At 65.4% G+C, this 15,083-nt stretch carries 16 protein-coding genes; 5 read left to right on the top strand and 11 right to left on the bottom strand.

Annotated elements, in window-relative coordinates; translation table 11 throughout:
- Window positions 1-7: 7 nt before the first annotated feature.
- Window positions 8-748: a tRNA pseudouridine(38-40) synthase TruA gene (truA, locus tag C8J24_RS15485; protein WP_107933764.1), complete on the bottom strand. Its 741-nt coding sequence runs from the start codon at window positions 746-748 to the stop codon at window positions 8-10.
- Window positions 745-1,671, bottom strand: a complete 927-nt coding sequence (gene fmt, locus C8J24_RS15480; RefSeq protein WP_107933762.1) for a methionyl-tRNA formyltransferase — start codon at window positions 1,669-1,671, stop codon at window positions 745-747. The genes truA and fmt overlap by 4 nt, the downstream gene beginning before the upstream one ends.
- A gap of 52 nt (window positions 1,672-1,723) precedes the next feature.
- Here fmt and recR point away from each other — a divergent pair, with 52 nt between their 5' ends.
- The 3 genes from recR to C8J24_RS15465 all read left to right on the top strand — a co-directional run bounded on the left by recR (window position 1,724) and on the right by C8J24_RS15465 (window position 4,837).
- A complete protein-coding gene (recR, locus tag C8J24_RS15475) occupies window positions 1,724-2,320 on the top strand; it encodes a recombination mediator RecR (protein WP_031393413.1) in 597 nt (198 codons plus the stop codon).
- Window positions 2,321-2,378: 58 nt separating this feature from the next.
- Window positions 2,379-2,903, top strand: a complete 525-nt coding sequence (gene def, locus C8J24_RS15470) for a peptide deformylase (RefSeq protein WP_031438987.1) — start codon at window positions 2,379-2,381, stop codon at window positions 2,901-2,903.
- A gap of 470 nt (window positions 2,904-3,373) precedes the next feature.
- Complete coding sequence (locus tag C8J24_RS15465) at window positions 3,374-4,837, top strand: DNA recombination protein RmuC (RefSeq protein WP_107933760.1); 1,464 nt, start codon at window positions 3,374-3,376, stop codon at window positions 4,835-4,837.
- A 9-nt stretch (window positions 4,838-4,846) separates the two neighbouring features.
- Here the strand turns inward: C8J24_RS15465 and C8J24_RS15460 are convergent, their stop codons facing one another.
- From C8J24_RS15460 to C8J24_RS15430, 7 genes are all read right to left on the bottom strand, one after another.
- Window positions 4,847-5,644, bottom strand: coding sequence for a TrmH family RNA methyltransferase (locus C8J24_RS15460; protein WP_107933758.1), 798 nt, complete (start codon window positions 5,642-5,644; stop codon window positions 4,847-4,849).
- 99 nt (window positions 5,645-5,743) lie between these two features.
- Window positions 5,744-6,019, bottom strand: a complete 276-nt coding sequence (locus C8J24_RS15455; RefSeq protein ID WP_031393409.1) for an HPr family phosphocarrier protein — start codon at window positions 6,017-6,019, stop codon at window positions 5,744-5,746.
- Window positions 6,016-6,423 (bottom strand): PTS sugar transporter subunit IIA, encoded by a 408-nt coding sequence (locus tag C8J24_RS15450; protein ID WP_107933756.1) that lies wholly within the window; start codon window positions 6,421-6,423, stop codon window positions 6,016-6,018. Before C8J24_RS15450 ends, C8J24_RS15455 begins: the two co-directional genes overlap by 4 nt.
- A gap of 16 nt (window positions 6,424-6,439) precedes the next feature.
- Complete coding sequence (rapZ, locus tag C8J24_RS15445; protein ID WP_107933754.1) at window positions 6,440-7,357, bottom strand: RNase adapter RapZ; 918 nt, start codon at window positions 7,355-7,357, stop codon at window positions 6,440-6,442.
- Window positions 7,354-7,785 (bottom strand): HPr kinase/phosphorylase, encoded by a 432-nt coding sequence (locus C8J24_RS15440; protein WP_107933752.1) that lies wholly within the window; start codon window positions 7,783-7,785, stop codon window positions 7,354-7,356. Before C8J24_RS15440 ends, rapZ begins: the two co-directional genes overlap by 4 nt.
- 13 nt (window positions 7,786-7,798) lie before the next feature.
- The gene (locus C8J24_RS15435; protein ID WP_107933749.1) at window positions 7,799-9,382 is read right to left on the bottom strand and encodes a sensor histidine kinase; all 1,584 of its coding nucleotides are present in this window, start codon (window positions 9,380-9,382) and stop codon (window positions 7,799-7,801) included.
- Window position 9,383: 1 nt separating this feature from the next.
- Window positions 9,384-10,091 (bottom strand): response regulator transcription factor, encoded by a 708-nt coding sequence (locus tag C8J24_RS15430; protein ID WP_031393404.1) that lies wholly within the window; start codon window positions 10,089-10,091, stop codon window positions 9,384-9,386.
- Window positions 10,092-10,293: 202 nt separating this feature from the next.
- Between C8J24_RS15430 and C8J24_RS15425 the strand changes: the two genes are divergently transcribed.
- Window positions 10,294-11,904, top strand: coding sequence for a phosphoenolpyruvate carboxykinase (locus tag C8J24_RS15425; RefSeq protein WP_107933747.1), 1,611 nt, complete (start codon window positions 10,294-10,296; stop codon window positions 11,902-11,904).
- 112 nt (window positions 11,905-12,016) lie between these two features.
- On the opposite strand, the gene C8J24_RS15420 is transcribed toward C8J24_RS15425, so the two are convergent.
- Together C8J24_RS15420 and C8J24_RS15415 are read right to left on the bottom strand one after the other, a co-directional pair.
- Window positions 12,017-12,454: an NfeD family protein gene (locus C8J24_RS15420; protein WP_031438994.1), complete on the bottom strand. Its 438-nt coding sequence runs from the start codon at window positions 12,452-12,454 to the stop codon at window positions 12,017-12,019.
- Window positions 12,454-13,446, bottom strand: a complete 993-nt coding sequence (locus C8J24_RS15415; protein ID WP_031438995.1) for an SPFH domain-containing protein — start codon at window positions 13,444-13,446, stop codon at window positions 12,454-12,456. Before C8J24_RS15415 ends, C8J24_RS15420 begins: the two co-directional genes overlap by 1 nt.
- A gap of 120 nt (window positions 13,447-13,566) precedes the next feature.
- Between C8J24_RS15415 and guaB the strand changes: the two genes are divergently transcribed.
- A complete protein-coding gene (guaB, locus tag C8J24_RS15410; protein WP_031393400.1) occupies window positions 13,567-15,024 on the top strand; it encodes an IMP dehydrogenase in 1,458 nt (485 codons plus the stop codon).
- Window positions 15,025-15,083 lie beyond the last annotated feature (59 nt).

The following is a 15,083-nucleotide window of genomic DNA, read 5'->3' as shown; positions in this document are numbered from 1 at the left end:
TAATTTCTCAGGGATAAACCGCGGTTACGAAGAACAACCCATCGGGCGGTGCATTGAGCCCCAGCATCGCCCGATCCTTCGCCGCCAGCGCGTCCGCGACATCGCCGACCGCCCAGCGCCCCATCCCGACCAGCGCCAGGCACCCGACCATCGACCGCACCTGGTGATGCAGGAACGACCGCGCCGCCGCGTAGACGAACAGCCGCTCGCCCTCGCGCACCACGTCGAGCCGGTCCAAAGTCCGCACCGGACTGTCCGCTTGGCAATGCGCCGACCGAAACGTCGTGAAGTCGTGCCGCCCGACCAGCGCGCGCGCCGCTTCGGCCATCGCGTCCGCATCGAGCGGCTGCGGCACCTGCCACGCCAGCCCCGCCTCGAAGCTCAGCGGCGCACGCCGGTTGACGATCCGATACTCGTACGACCGCCCGATACACGAGAACCGCGCATGCCAGTCGTCGGGCACCACCTCGCACGCCAGCACCGACACCGGCGCCGGTTTGACCAGCGCGTTCAGCCCCTCCATCAAGCGGAACGCCGCGACCGGCTTCTCGATATCGACATGCGCGCGCATCGCGATCCCGTGCACCCCCGCATCGGTCCGCCCCGCCGCCTGCACCGACACGGCCTCGCCGGTCATCTTCAGCACCGCCGCCTCGAGCGCGGCCTGCACGCTCGGCCCATGCTTCTGCCGCTGCCAGCCCATGAACGGCCGGCCGTCAAACTCCACCGTCAGCGCGAACCGCGTCAAAGCTGGGTCCCCGAGGGAATCGCAAACCCGCGCAGCAGCTCCTCGGCCGATGTCACGCCGCGCCCGGCCCGCTGCACCAGGGTCGGCCGGATCGCACCGTCGCCGCACCCGATCGTCAGCTCGTCATTCACGGTCAGCCCCTCGCACCCGAGAAAGCTGAACGGCAACACGTCCGCCGCCAGCACCTTCACCCGCTCGCCGGCGACCTCGAACCACGCGCCGGGCGCCGGGTTCATCGCGCGCACCAGCCGCTCGACCTCGATCGCCGACCGCTCGAAATCGATCCGCGCCTCCGCCTTGTCGATCTTCGCCGCATAGGTGACGCCCTCTTCGGGTTGCGGCCGGGCAGGGTAGGCGTCAAGATCGCCCAGCACCTCGACCATCAACCGCGCGCCCATCACCGACAGTTCGGTGGTCAGATCGCCCGCGGTCTTGCCCGCGACCGGCGTCCGCCCCTCGAGCCGAACCGCCCCGGTATCCAGCCCGGCCTCCATCTGCATGATCCCGACCCCGGTCTCGGCATCGCCCGCGAGGATCGCGCGCTGCACCGGTGCCGCCCCGCGCCACCGCGGCAACAACGAGCCATGGACGTTGAGGCACCCGAGCCGCGGCGCCTCGAGCACCGCGCGCGGCAGGATCAGGCCATAGGCGGCCACGACCGCGACATCCGCCTCCAGCGCCGCAAACGCTTCCCGCGCGGCGAGCCCCTCGGGCAGCGACGCCTTGAACGACACCGGCGTCCGAACCGCGATGCCCAGCGCCTCCGCCCGGACCTGGACCGGCGACGGCACCAGCTCGCGCCCGCGACGCCCGCCCGGGCGTGCCGGCTGGCAATAGGCCGCCACCAAGTCATGCCCCGCCGTGACCAGGGCCTCCAGCACCGGCACCGCGAAGTCCGGCGTTCCCATGAAGATGATCCGCATGCCCCTCTCGAACACGCTGGCGGGGAGCGACGCAACCCCCTATCTGGTCGTGATGGCATCCCCCGAGATCGAGGCGCTGACGCAGGCGCTGGCCCGGCTCCCCGGCCTCGGCCCCCGGTCCGCACGCCGCGCCGTGCTGCATCTGCTCAAGAAGCGCGACGCCGCGCTGGGGCCGCTGCGCGAGGCGCTGACCGCGGTCGACGAGCGGCTGGAGAATTGCAGCGTCTGCGGCAATGTCGACACGACCAACCCGTGCGCGATCTGCGCCGACCCGCGCCGCGACCAGCGCTCGCTCTGCGTCGTCGAGGAGGTCGCCGATCTCTGGGCGCTCGATCGCTCGCGGCTGTTCCCCGGTCGCTTCCACGTGCTCGGCGGTCGCCTGTCCGCGCTCGAAGGGATCCGTCCCGAGGATCTCAGCATCGACAATCTCGTCCGCCGGATCGAGGCGGGGGGGATCGACGAGGTCGTTCTCGCGATGAACGCGACGCTCGAAGGCCAGACCACCGCGCATTACATCGCCGAACGGATCGAACGATTCCCCGTCCGCGTCACGCAGCTCGCGCACGGCCTGCCGGTGGGTGGCGAGCTCGACTATCTCGACGAGGGCACGCTCGCCCAGGCGCTGCGCGCGCGTCGCCCGATGGCCTGATCGTCGCGGGCTAACCCAAATGCTTGACGGCTCATCGCGCGGAACCTAGCTGCGCAGCATGACCGTCATGACCGTTCTCGAAGTCCCCGATCCCCGCCTGCGCCTCGTCGCGGAGCCGGTGGCGTCGGTGGACGATTCCACCCGTACGCTCGTCGCCGACATGATCGAGACGATGTACGACTTCAACGGCATCGGCCTCGCCGCGACTCAGGTCGGCGTGCAGCAGCGCGTCCTCGTCATCGACCTTCAGGAAGAGAAGGACGAAGAGGACAAGCCGATCAGGAATCCCAAGGCCTATATCAACGCCGAGATCCTATCGGTCAGCGAAGAGATGTCGACCTATAACGAGGGTTGCCTCTCGATCCCCGAGCAATATGCCGAGGTCGTCCGCCCCGCCCGCTGCCGCGTGAAGTGGCTCGACGAGACCGGCGCCGCGCATGAGGAAGAGCTCGACGGCCTGCTCTCGACCTGCATGCAGCACGAGATCGACCATCTCGACGGCGTATTGTTCATCGACCACATCAGCCGCCTCAAGCGCGACATGGTCCTCAAGAAACTCGCCAAGGCCCGCAAGCTCGGCTGATCCGGCGCCGGTGGTTAAGCCGACCGGCCAACCCAGACCAGTTCCCCGGCGAAGGCCGGGGCCCAGGCAGGGATGCCCCCCGCAATCGCGGACGGCACACGCCAAGAACACCCCGCAGCGAACACCGAAGCCCACCCGGGACCGCTCCGCAACGAGGGGCGGCGCACCCCCCACAAACACCACCCCGGCGAAGGCCGGGGCCCAGTTGGCACGTCCCCGGCGATAACTCACTACCGCCGGCAAAGCCTAACTCTGCTACAGTATCGACCAAGGCCAACGCCCGAAGGTAGGAAAATCCCTCTGTCCCACCCACGTCGTTCGTGCTATGTTCCAATGATGACCTTCCAGACCGTGCCCCCCCAGCCGCCCGCGCCCAAACCCTGCATGGCCGGTCCCGCAGCCGGAAATTGTACGAATCTCGGCGCAAAACCCGCTTATCGTCTCAACATTCACAACATTGGGACGCTAGCATGACCGAACTCGTGATCGTAGCGCTGCTCGCGGCCGCCGCCGGACTGCTGCTCGGCTGGCTGCTCGCCTCGCGTCGTGCCGGCGCACTCGCAAGCGATCTCGCGGTCGCCAGAACGCGGGCCGCCGACTATGATCTGGTCCGCACCGCGCGCGATGCGGTCGAGCAGGAGCGCAATGCCGCGCTCCAGGATCTCGCCACGCTGCGCGCGCAGAATGCCGAGCGGGCCGGGGAGGCGGACCGCCTGCGCACCGATCTCGCGACGATCCGCGCCGACCGCGACGCCGCGCGCACCGAACTTGCCACCGAGCATGCCCGCAGCGAGGCGTTCGAAGCGCGACTGGTCGAACTCCGCGACGCCAAGGACGTGATGGCCGCGCAGTTTGGCGACGTCGCCAACAAGCTGCTGAGTGACGCGCAGAAGACCTTCCTCGACCGCGCCGACGCCCGCTTCCGCCAGTCGGAGGAATCCGCCGGGCAGAACCTCAAGTCGATGCTCCAGCCCGTCAGCGACCGGCTGCAACGTTATGAAGAGGGTGTCGCCAAGGTCGAGGCGGAGCGCCGCGACGCGTTCGGCGATCTCAAGGGGCAGATCGAGCAGATGCGGCTCGGCCAGGAAAAGGTCTCGACCGAAGCCGCCAAGCTCGTCAACTCGCTCCGCAACGCCCCCAAGTCACGCGGTCGCTGGGGCGAGCAGCAGTTGAAGAACGTGCTCGAAACCTGCGGCCTGAGCGAACATACCGATTTCCAGACCGAGGTCAGCGTCGCGGTCGGCGATGCCGATGAGCGCGCCGGCGCCCGACTTCGCCCCGATGCGATCATCCGCGTCCCCGGCGGCCGCGCGCTCGTCATCGATGCCAAGGTCTCGCTCAACGCTTATCAGGATGCGTTCGGTGCGGTCGACGAGGCCGAGCGGCTGGTTGGTCTGGCGGCACACGCCGCGTCGATGCGCGCGCATGTCAACGGGCTCGGCAACAAGGCCTATTGGAGCCAGTTCGCCGACACGCCCGATTATGTGATCATGTTCGTCCCCGGCGAGCATTTCCTCTCCGCTGCGCTCGAGCATGATCCGACGCTCTGGGATTTCGCCTTTGAAAAGAGGGTGTTACTCGCCACTCCTACCAATCTGATTGCGATCGCCCGGACCGTCGCCGCGGTCTGGCGGCAGGAAAAGCTCGCCAACGAGGCGCGCAAGATCGGCGAACTCGGCAAGGAAATGCACGACCGGCTCGCCAAGGTCGCCGACGATCTGCGCAAGGTCGGGGTCGGTCTGAACAGCGCGGTGAAGAACTTCAACGGCTTCACCAACTCGTTCAACGGCCGCCTGATGGTCACCGGCCGCAAGTTCCGCGACCTCAATATCGAGACCGGCGCGCGCGATCTCGAGGACGTGTCGTCGATCGACGCGCTGGCGCTGGGCGAGGGGCCGGCACTGATCGAAAAGCCGGAGACCGCGGACGTTTAGCCCGTATGTTCAACGCTGTTGGGCAAGAACCTCATAGGCCATCACCGCGGTGGCCACCGCCGCGTTAAGGCTGTCGGCCTTGCCCAGCATCGGAATCTTGACCAGCGTGTCGCAGCCTTCGGCCATCTCCGCCGGCATGCCCTGCGCCTCGTTGCCGGTCAGCAGGAAGGTCGGGGCGCCGTACGTCGCCGCCCGGTAATCGGTCTCGGTGTCGAGGCTCAGCCCGACCAGCTGCCCGGGGCCGCTGCGCAGCCAGGCCTCGAACGGCGCCCATTCGGTCTTGACGACCGGAATGGTGAACAGCGCCCCCATGCTCGCCCGCACCGCCTCGACCGAGAACGGATCGACCGACTCGCCGATCAGGATCAGCCCGCCCGCCCCGACGGCATCGCCGGTCCGCAGGATCGTGCCGAGATTGCCCGGATCCCGCAGGCGCTCGGCGACCAGCCAGATCCCCGCACTGGTCCGGTCCAGATCCTCGAGTGCCGCGTCGAACTCATCGAACACGCCGACCACCGCCTGCGGATTGTCCTTGCCCGACAGCTTCGACAGGATGTCCGGCGTCGTCTGGATCGATTCGCCGCCCGCCTCCTCGACATCCATCGACAGCGCATGGACCAGCGGGTGGTTGGCGCTCGCCGCGGCGTAGAAAAGCGTGCGGGGCAGCCGGCCCGTTTCCCGCGCCTCGGTCAGGATCCGCAACCCCTCGGCAAGGAACTGCCGTGCAGCCTTGCGATGTCGTTTGTCGCGAAGATCACGGACATATTTGATCAACGGGTTCGAGAAGGCGGTAATTTCGCGAGGCATTTATCGGCCCTTCGGCGCGCGGAAACAGGGGAGGTTGGTCAGCACGCGCTGCTCATGCCCGCAGCAACCCGGCGCGGCAAGCGCTGCGGGGAAGGGCGCTCAATCCTCGCCGAACTTGGCTTCGACAAGCTCGACCAACCGGGCGACGGTTTCGTCCGCGCCATCGCCGGTCGCCGATATGACGATCGAGTCACCCATCGCGGCCCCGAGCATCATCAGCCCCATGATCGACGTTCCCGTCACGCTGCCCGCGCCGTCCTTCTCGACCAGCACGTCGCAAGGCTGAGAGGAGGCGAGTGTGACAAACTTTGCGCTGGCCCGGGCATGCAATCCCCGGCGGTTGGTGATCAGGACAGTGCGAGCAACCGCGGTCACGCCGCCGCCTCGCCGAGGACCTCGGATGCGACAGATATATATTTCCGGCCGGCTTCGCGGGCGGCAGCGACCGCCGCCACGACCGTCATAGCCTTACGCGCCGACCCCAGCCGGATCAGCATCGGCAGGTTCATCCCGGCAATCACCTCGACCCGGCCCCGCTCCATCAGGGAGATGGCAAGGTTGGACGGGGTACCGCCGAACAGATCGGTCAGGACGATTACGCCGCGTCCCGCATCGACTTCGGCGATCGCCGTCGCGATATCCGCGCGGCGTTCCTCCATATCGTCATCGGGGCCAATCGCGATTGCCGCGATGCGTTCCTGCGGGCCGACGACATGGACCATTGCGGTCACGAACTCGTCGGCGAGCCGCCCGTGGGTCACCAAAACTAGGCCGATCATATCAGACGCTTCATACTCATAAGCCGACCGGTGGTCCCTCAAGCGAGTCCTGCGGCGCGGCCCCCAGGTCGCGATGGTTTACCGTGGGCGAAAAACCCTCTGCGCGCAACCGTCCGGCGATCCGTTCGGCAACATGAACCGATCGATGTCTCCCTCCGGTACACCCGATCGCAACGCTGACATAGGACTTGCCCTCCGCCTTGTAGCGCGGCAGCAACAAGAGCAGCAGATCCTCGATGCGGCTGACAGCGGCCTCATAGGCCGGATCGGCCATGACATATTGCGCAACCTCGGCGTCCAGTCCGGTCCCAGGACGCAGCCGCGGATCCCAATGCGGATTTCGCAGAAACCGCATGTCGAAGACGAGGTCGGCGTTGCGGGGTAGCCCGCGAGCGAAGCCGAACGACTGGATCGACAGCGTTGGAGCACCCTGATCGTCCTGCGCGAAGCTATGGCGGATCTGTTGCGCCAGTTCGTTGGCCGCCAATGTGGTCGTGTCGATCAACCGGTTCGCCCAGTCGCGTAGCGGCCGCAGCATTTCACGCTCGCGCGCGATCCCGTCGCCCGCGGGGCGATCGGGGGCTAGCGGATGCCGCCGCCGCGTCTCGGAATAGCGTCGCTCGAGTTCTACCCCCGAACAGTCGAGGAACAGCGTCCCGATTTCCAGACCGTGCCGATCGCGCAGATCGCGGATACGCCCGATGATGCGATCGGCATCAAAATCGCGCGTTTGTGAGCCAATACCAATCGCCAAGGGGGTGGAATCATCCATTTGTCCCTGTGCGCGCGGCGTATCCAGCAGCCGATCGAGCAGCATCAGCGGCAGGTTGTCGACGATCTCCCAGCCCAGATCCTCAAGCGTCTTGAGAACGGTCGATTTGCCCGCGCCCGACATGCCGGTGATCAGCAGGATCGGCTTTGATTGGCGCGTCATGCGGCGAGAATTCCGTGTGTCAGAGCCAGTTCAACCTTCAGTGGAGCGGACGCCTGGCGTGGTTCGAGCAGGAGGACCGGGATATCGACACCAGCGATCCGCTGCGCCTCAAGTTCGGGCATCCGCGGAACCTGTCCTCCTAGCCGTACGAGCAGGGCGATGGGTATGTCGACAACATAGGGCATGGCGATAATGCCCAGACCCCGAACCTCGATCTGGCCAGCGATGGAAGCGGGCGCGTGCGCCAGCAGCCGGGTCCCCGACCGCACGACGATGGTCTGGTCGTCACTGACCAGCATTGCGCCGCGGTCGATAAGGCGAAGGGCGAGGTCGGACTTGCCGATGCCGGAAGGTCCTTCCAGCAGGACGCCCTGGCCGCCGATCGAGACGGTCGTCGCATGCAGGCGATCGGACGAGAGGACAGGCAGAACTAGAGCTCCCTCATCGTGCGTACAGCGGCAGATGGATTACAAACCGGGCACCGCCCAGCCGATCCTCGCGCGATTCTACGGTGATCGTGCCCTGATGCCCCTCGACGATGGTACGCGCAATGGCGAGTCCCAATCCGGAGTGACGCCCGAAGGCCTCGCCGTCAGGTCTGACCGAGTGAAAGCGGCGAAAGATCGCATCGCGTGCGTCTGGAGGGACGCCCGGGCCCTCATCCTCGACACGAAGGACGACCTCGTGCGCGCCGCGCATGGCGGACAGCGTGATCAGGCCACGGTCGGGCGAGAAGGACACCGCGTTATCAATCAGGTTCTCGATCACACGCTCGAGCCGGGCGCCTTCGCCGAGCACAACGAACGGGCCATCGTCGCTGCGGTCAAAGCGAAAGCGGATTTCACGTTCGACGTCGCGAGCGAGGCGCTGCGACAGCAAGCCGTCGATCAGGCTGACCATGTCGATCGGTTCGAACTTTGCCCGGCTGAGCTGTGCGTCGAGTCGCGACGCGTCGGAGATGTCGGAGATCAGCCGATCTAGTCGATGGACATCATCTCGCACGATCGCCATCAGCTGCTCCTGGAGGGCGGGATCCTGCACGCGTGACAACCCTTCCACCGCAGACCGTAGCGACGCCAGCGGGTTCTTCATTTCATGCGTAACGTCGGCGGCGAACGCTTCGGTCGCGTCGATGCGGGCCCTGAGCGCCAGGCTCATGTCCGACAGCGCCCTGGCAAGCATGCCCAGTTCATCCCGGCGCGACGGCAGTCGAGGGACCACGACTTCGCGCGCGCGCCCGAGCCGCACCCGCACCGCCGCCCGAGCGAGACGGCGCAGGGGCCGGACGATGGTGCGTGCAAGGAACAGCGACAGCAGCACGGACACGATTGAGACCAGCAACAGCACCATGCTCAGGCGGAAGCGTTCGATACGCACGGTGCGCGTGATGTCACGCGCGTTCACCGTCGTCATCACCACGCCGCCGCCCGGCACGCGGGCCGCAGCCGTTATCACTGGGGTGCGGTCGGGCGCGCGCCAGACCGTCGTGGAGATGCCATGCCGCAACCGTACGTCCTCGACGTCGGGCCAGCGTTGCCGCGGGCCGCGTTCGCGGTAAAGCGGTGCGCGGGGCGCCATCACGACCACGTCGATGACCGCGTCGAGAAAGCGCGCGGCATCCTGCCCCCAGTCTTCCTTGTCCGGGTCGTGCAGCACGAAACTGCGTAGCCCCAGTGCGCGACTGTCCTTGATGATCTGCCCGTCGCGGTCGAAGACCCGGATCTGCGAGCCCGTATCCTGCGCCAGCCGAACGATGAGCGGCTCACGCAGCGCCGGATCGACTGCGGCGATTGCCTCACCGATCAGCCGCGCCTCGCGTGCGGCCTGCGCGACGCGGCTGTCGACGATACGGCTGCGATAGGAATCGAGGTAGAAAAAGCCGCCTGCGAGCAGCAAGAGCGCGAAGATATTGACGGCGAGGATGCGCCGCGTGAGCGAGATCTGACCCGACCAGCGTAATGTCAGGTCGCGACCGTCATCCTCGTTACGATCGCCCACGTCGTCGCCCGAATCGCTCCGTCCCATGCTAATCTTCGGAGAACCGATAGCCTGCCCCATACAGCGTTTCGATCGCGTCGAAATCTGGATCGACCTGTCGGAACTTGCGACGAAGCCGCTTTATGTGGCTGTCGATCGTCCGGTCGTCGACATAGATGTCGTCCTGATAGGCTGCGTCCATCAACTGGTTGCGCGTCTTGACGATACCCGGCCGCTGCGCGAGCGTTTCGAGGATCATGAACTCCGTCACCGTCAGCGTCACGGGTTCGCCAGCCCACAGGGTCCGGTGGCGCGCCGGGTCCATGCTGAGCCGTCCCCGGTCAAGCGGCCCGGCCGCCTCGGCCTCCGTCTCCGTGCCAGGCGACCGGGTCAACTCCGCGCGCCGCAGGATCGCCCGGACCCGCGCAATCAGCAATCGCTGCGAGAACGGCTTCGCGATATAATCGTCCGCCCCCATCGCAAGGCCAAGCGCCTCGTCGAGTTCGTCATCCTTGCTGGTCAGGAAGATGACAGGTATCTGGCTCTTTTCGCGCAGCCGCCGCAACAGTTCCAGACCATCCATACGGGGCATCTTGATGTCGAAGATCGCCAGATCGGGGGGATTGTCCGTCAAGGCCTTCAGCGCGGTCTCGCCATCCGAATAGACCCGCGTGACAAACCCTTCGGTCTGAAGGGCGATCGACACGGACGTCAGGATGTTTCGGTCGTCATCGACGAGCGCGATCGTTGCCGTCATGGTCTGGCTGTCATCTTCTTGGCGCCCGCCGGGATAAATCTCGGGCTGCGTAGGGCAAAGTGCTAGCGTACTCAACCGGGGTACACCAGACCGCGGCGTGAGTTGCACGCCCTCCGGTCGAATTGACCCGGATCACAGGCCCGCCTAGATCGAGCCTCAACGACATACATACGTATGCGCAAGTGTCTTATGGAGAGATGCCGTGTCCGATTTGCGAACCCCTGCCTCAGGGCTCGATGCGCAGGGAATTGAAACACATGCGGAGGTGCACTGGAATCTGGTGACCGCGCAGCTGGTCGAAGCCGCGCTCGACCGGGGTGAGGGGCGTCTGTCCGCCGACGGGCCCCTGGTCGTCGAAACGGGCGCCCATACCGGACGTTCGGCTCAGGACAAGTTCATCGTCCGCGACGCGGAAACCGGCGCGACCGTCTGGTGGGGCAAGAGCAACAAGCCGATGGCTGCGGCGCACTTTGCCGCACTGAAGGCAGATTTCTACGCCGCGCTGGCGCAGAAGAATACGCTGTTCGTTCAGGACCTATATGGCGGATCGCAACCCGATCACCGGGTGAATGTTCGCGTCGTCACGGAACTCGCCTGGCACAATCTCTTCATCCGGACGATGCTTGTCCGTCCGGAAGCGTCGGCGCTGAAAGGCTTTCAAGCCGACTATACGATCATCGATCTGCCCAGCTTCCAGGCCGATCCCGCGCGGCATGGTTGCCGCAGCGAAACCGTCATCGCGGTCAATTTCACCGATCGGCTCATCCTTATCGGGGGTACGAAATATGCCGGGGAGATGAAAAAGTCGGTCTTCGGCCTGCTCAACTACCTCCTGCCGCCGACCGGAGTGATGCCGATGCATTGTTCGGCAAACATGGGCGCAAACGGCGATACCGCGGTGTTCTTCGGGCTTTCTGGCACCGGCAAGACGACCTTGAGTGCCGATGCCAGCCGAACGCTGATCGGCGACGATGAGCATGGCTGGTCCGATACCGCCGTCTTCAACTTCGAAGGTGGCTGCTACGCCAAGATGATCCGTTTGTCGGCCGATGCCGAGCCCGAGATCTTCGCGACGACGAAGCGGTTCGGAACGGTTCTCGAGAATGTCGTGATGGATCCCACCACGCGCCTGCTTGATCTTGACGATCACACGCTCGCGGAAAATAGCCGGGGCGCCTATCCGATCGACTTCATTCCCAACAGCTCGGCGGACAATATGGGTCCGGTTCCGCGGAACATCGTGATGTTGACCGCCGATGCCTATGGTGTGCTTCCGCCGATTGCCAAACTGACGCCGGATCAGGCGATGTACCACTTTCTGTCAGGCTATACGGCCCGCGTCGCCGGCACTGAAATCGGCGTGACCGAGCCCGATGCGACGTTCTCGACCTGTTTCGGCGCTCCGTTCATGCCGCGGCATCCCTCGGTTTATGGTAATCTCCTGAAAGCGCGGATCGCCCGCGGCGGGGTCGACTGCTGGCTGGTGAATACGGGTTGGACCGGGGGCAAATATGGTGTCGGCAGCCGGATGCCGATCAAGGCTACGCGTGCGCTTCTGAACGCTGCGCTGGACGGCAGTCTGAAGACTGCCGAATTTCGTACGGACCCTAACTTTGGGTTTCAGGTTCCGGTGAGCGTACAGGGCGTCGACGACGCCATCCTCGATCCGCGGACGACATGGGCAGATACCGATGCCTATGACGCGACAGCGGCAAAGCTGGTCGATCTGTTCGTCGAGAATTTCGCGCAGTTCTCGGAGCATGTCGATGCCAGCGTAATGCAGGCGGCGCCGAAGGTGACCGAAGCTGCGTGACAAACCGAGCGGCCCGGTAGGTTCGCGGGTGCCGGACCGGGATGGGGCGTCGAGCCCTTCTCGGTCCCGCCATCGACATTAAACGGGCCGTCCGAGACGTTGCGACGCCCGTCTACTGAGGTTCCACAGCCACCGCGCCGTCCATCACCGCGACGATCCTGACCCGCGTGCCGACCGCCGCGTCGGGCCCGCGTGCGGGCCAGCTGCCGTCACCGACGAGAACACGGCCTTGGCCACCAACGAGCGCCGTCTCGACGATCACGATCTGGCCGATCAATCGCGCCGCGCGGTCGTTCAGCAGCGGATCCCCGCCCTCGACCGGATAGTCACGATACCATCGTTTGCCGATCGTGACCGCGACCACACTCCAGACCGCGAAGGCTACAAGCTGTACGGCGACCGGCAGGTCCGGAAACGCGAGCGCCATCACCCCGGTGAACGCTGCGGCGATCGCCAGAAAGACCAGGAAAACGCCCGGAACAGCCAGTTCCGCGATTCCCAACACCAGCGCAGCGATCAGCCATGCAACGGCCGGTCCGACTCCATACATTAGCTTTTCGGCACTTCGTTGGCGTTCGACAGTTCAAATGGTCCCCTGGGTGACGGCTTCGCTGCCGAGGTGGCTGACGGCACCGTGTCGCGCAGGGCATCCTTCGCAATCTCGCCAATGCCACCCAGCGTTCCCATCAACTGGGTCGCCTCGACGGGAAACAGGATCGTCTTCGCATTGGGCGACGTGGCGAATTTGCCGATTGCCTCGACATATTTCTGCGCGATGAAATAGTTGATCGCCTGCGCGCCGCCCTCCTCGATCGCCTGCGACACGGCCCGGGTCGCTGACGCTTCGGCAACGGCCGCACGCTCGCGGGCCTCGGCATCGCGAAAGGCCGATTCCTTGCGGCCCTCCGACTCCAGGATCCGTGCCTGCTTCTGGCCCTCTGCCCGGAGGATTTCCGAGGCGCGTGAGCCTTCCGCGTCCAGAATGTTTGCGCGCTTCTCGCGCTCGGCCTTCATCTGGCGGCCCATGGCGTTGACGATGTCTGCTGGCGGACGGATGTCCTTGATCTCCACCCGGGTGATCTTGACGCCCCACGGCGTCGTTGCGTGGTCGACGACGCTCAGCAATCGCGCATTGATCTCGTCGCGCTTGCTCAATGTCTCGTCGAGATCCATCGAGCCCATGACGGTGCGAAGGTTCGTCGTCGTGAGCTGCAGCAGCGCCTGATACAGGTCGGACACCTCATAGGCGGCCTTGGCCGAATCCAGCACCTGGAAGAACACGACCCCGTCGGTCGATATCATCGCATTGTCCTTGGTGATGATCTCCTGCCCGGGAATATCGATCACCTGCTCCATCATGTTCACCTTCCGCCCGACGCGGTAGAAAAACGCCGGATAGAAATTGAAGCCGGGCCTTGCGACCGTGGTGAACCTTCCGAAATGTTCGATCGTGTACTGATAGCCCTGACGTACGATCTTGATACTGGTCATCAAATAGAACAGCACCAGCGCCACTGCGAGCCCGGCGACAATCAACCCCATCGGAATATCCCCCATGCGTGTAGTGCCCGGCTATAGCACGCCGTTCGCAGAGGGGCCTAGCCGTACGCGCCCGCTTTGGTTACATGGCGCGCCACCCCACACCCAGGATCGGCAGCTTTCATGGATATCCGCCTCGGCCTCACTTTCGACGACGTCCTACTGTATCCGGGGGAATCGGACGTGCTGCCAAGCCAGGCGGACACGCGGACCCAGGTAACGCGGGGGATAGCCCTCAACATTCCGATCCTGTCCTCCGCGATGGACACTGTGACCGAAGCGGACATGGCGATCGTCATGGCGCAGCTCGGCGGCATCGGCGTGCTACACCGTAACCTGACAATCGAGGAACAGGTTGTCGCGGTCCGTCAGGTCAAGCGGTTCGAATCGGGGATGGTGGTCAACCCGATCACGATCAAGCCGACCGCCACTCTGGGCGAAGCGCAGGCGTTGATGGCCGGCCATCGGATCAGCGGCATTCCGGTCGTCGAGTCGGATGGCAAGCTGGTCGGGATTCTGACAAATCGCGATGTTCGCTTCGCCGGGAACCCGCAACAGCCGGTCAGCGAACTCATGACGCACGAGAATCTTGCAACCGTGTCGACCGAGGTCGGCAAGGAGGAAGCGCGCCGGCTGCTGCACCAGCGTCGCATCGAAAAGCTACTGGTCGTCGATGCCGAGTATCGTTGCGTCGGCCTCATCACGGTCAAGGATATCGAAAAGGCCGTCATGTTCCCCGATGCGACCAAGGACGAAGCGGGCCGCCTGCGTGTCGCAGCGGCGACGACCGTCGGCGACAAGGGCTTCGATCGCACGGAACAGCTGGTCGACGCCGGATGCGACCTGATCGTGATCGACACGGCACATGGGCATAATCGCGACGTCGGGCGTGCGGTCGAGCGGGTGAAGAAACTGTCCAACTCGGTCCAGGTCGTTGCCGGGAACGTCGCGACGGGCGACGCCACCCGTGCGTTGATCGACGCGGGCGCGGACGGCATCAAGGTCGGCATCGGTCCGGGGTCGATCTGCACCACGCGGGTGGTCGCTGGTGTGGGCGTACCGCAGTTGACGGCCGTGATGGATTGCGCCGAGGCCGGTCACAAGGCCGGCGTACCGGTGATCGCGGATGGCGGTATCCGCACGTCCGGCGACATGGCCAAGGCGCTGGCTGCAGGCGCATCTACCGTGATGATCGGATCGCTGCTCGCCGGGACGGACGAGGCGCCGGGCGAAACCTTCCTTTACCAGGGGCGCGCGTATAAATCCTATCGTGGCATGGGTTCGGTCGGCGCGATGGGTCGCGGGTCTGCGGATCGCTACTTCCAAGGCGATATCAAGGACCAGCTGAAGCTGGTTCCCGAGGGGATCGAGGGGCAGGTTGCGTATAAGGGCCCGGCACGTGACGTCGTCCACCAGCTCGTCGGCGGGATCAAGGCAGCGATGGGCTATACCGGGTCGGCGACGATTCCGGATCTGCAGGCACGCGCGGAATTCGTGCAGATCACCGGTGCCGGCCTGATGGAGAGCCATGTCCACGACGTCACGATCACCCGCGAGGCCCCGAACTACCCGACACGCTAGCATCGACGCCTCCCGATGCCGCAACGGGATCGGGAGGGCCCGCCGGCCGGGAATGTGGC

The organism is Sphingomonas aerolata (assembly GCF_003046295.1).
GTDB lineage: Bacteria > Pseudomonadota > Alphaproteobacteria > Sphingomonadales > Sphingomonadaceae > Sphingomonas > Sphingomonas aerolata.
The sequence above is the reverse complement of the archived record's forward strand: the minus strand, read 5'-3'. Positions and strand labels throughout refer to the sequence as shown.

Coding starts and splice junctions, on each gene's coding strand:
- C8J24_RS15450 (WP_107933756.1), bottom strand. CDS start 6,423: ATGATCGGCCTAGTTTTGGTGACCCACGGGCGGCTCGCCGACGAGTTC.
- C8J24_RS15420 (WP_031438994.1), bottom strand. CDS start 12,454: ATGTATGGAGTCGGACCGGCCGTTGCATGGCTGATCGCTGCGCTGGTG.
- C8J24_RS15460 (WP_107933758.1), bottom strand. CDS start 5,644: ATGCCTCGCGAAATTACCGCCTTCTCGAACCCGTTGATCAAATATGTC.
- guaB (WP_031393400.1), top strand. CDS start 13,567: ATGGATATCCGCCTCGGCCTCACTTTCGACGACGTCCTACTGTATCCG.
- C8J24_RS15415 (WP_031438995.1), bottom strand. CDS start 13,446: ATGGGGTTGATTGTCGCCGGGCTCGCAGTGGCGCTGGTGCTGTTCTAT.
- recR (WP_031393413.1), top strand. CDS start 1,724: ATGGCATCCCCCGAGATCGAGGCGCTGACGCAGGCGCTGGCCCGGCTC.
- C8J24_RS15435 (WP_107933749.1), bottom strand. CDS start 9,382: ATGGGACGGAGCGATTCGGGCGACGACGTGGGCGATCGTAACGAGGAT.
- rapZ (WP_107933754.1), bottom strand. CDS start 7,357: ATGACGCGCCAATCAAAGCCGATCCTGCTGATCACCGGCATGTCGGGC.
- C8J24_RS15430 (WP_031393404.1), bottom strand. CDS start 10,091: ATGACGGCAACGATCGCGCTCGTCGATGACGACCGAAACATCCTGACG.
- C8J24_RS15465 (WP_107933760.1), top strand. CDS start 3,374: ATGACCGAACTCGTGATCGTAGCGCTGCTCGCGGCCGCCGCCGGACTG.
- fmt (WP_107933762.1), bottom strand. CDS start 1,671: ATGCGGATCATCTTCATGGGAACGCCGGACTTCGCGGTGCCGGTGCTG.
- def (WP_031438987.1), top strand. CDS start 2,379: ATGACCGTCATGACCGTTCTCGAAGTCCCCGATCCCCGCCTGCGCCTC.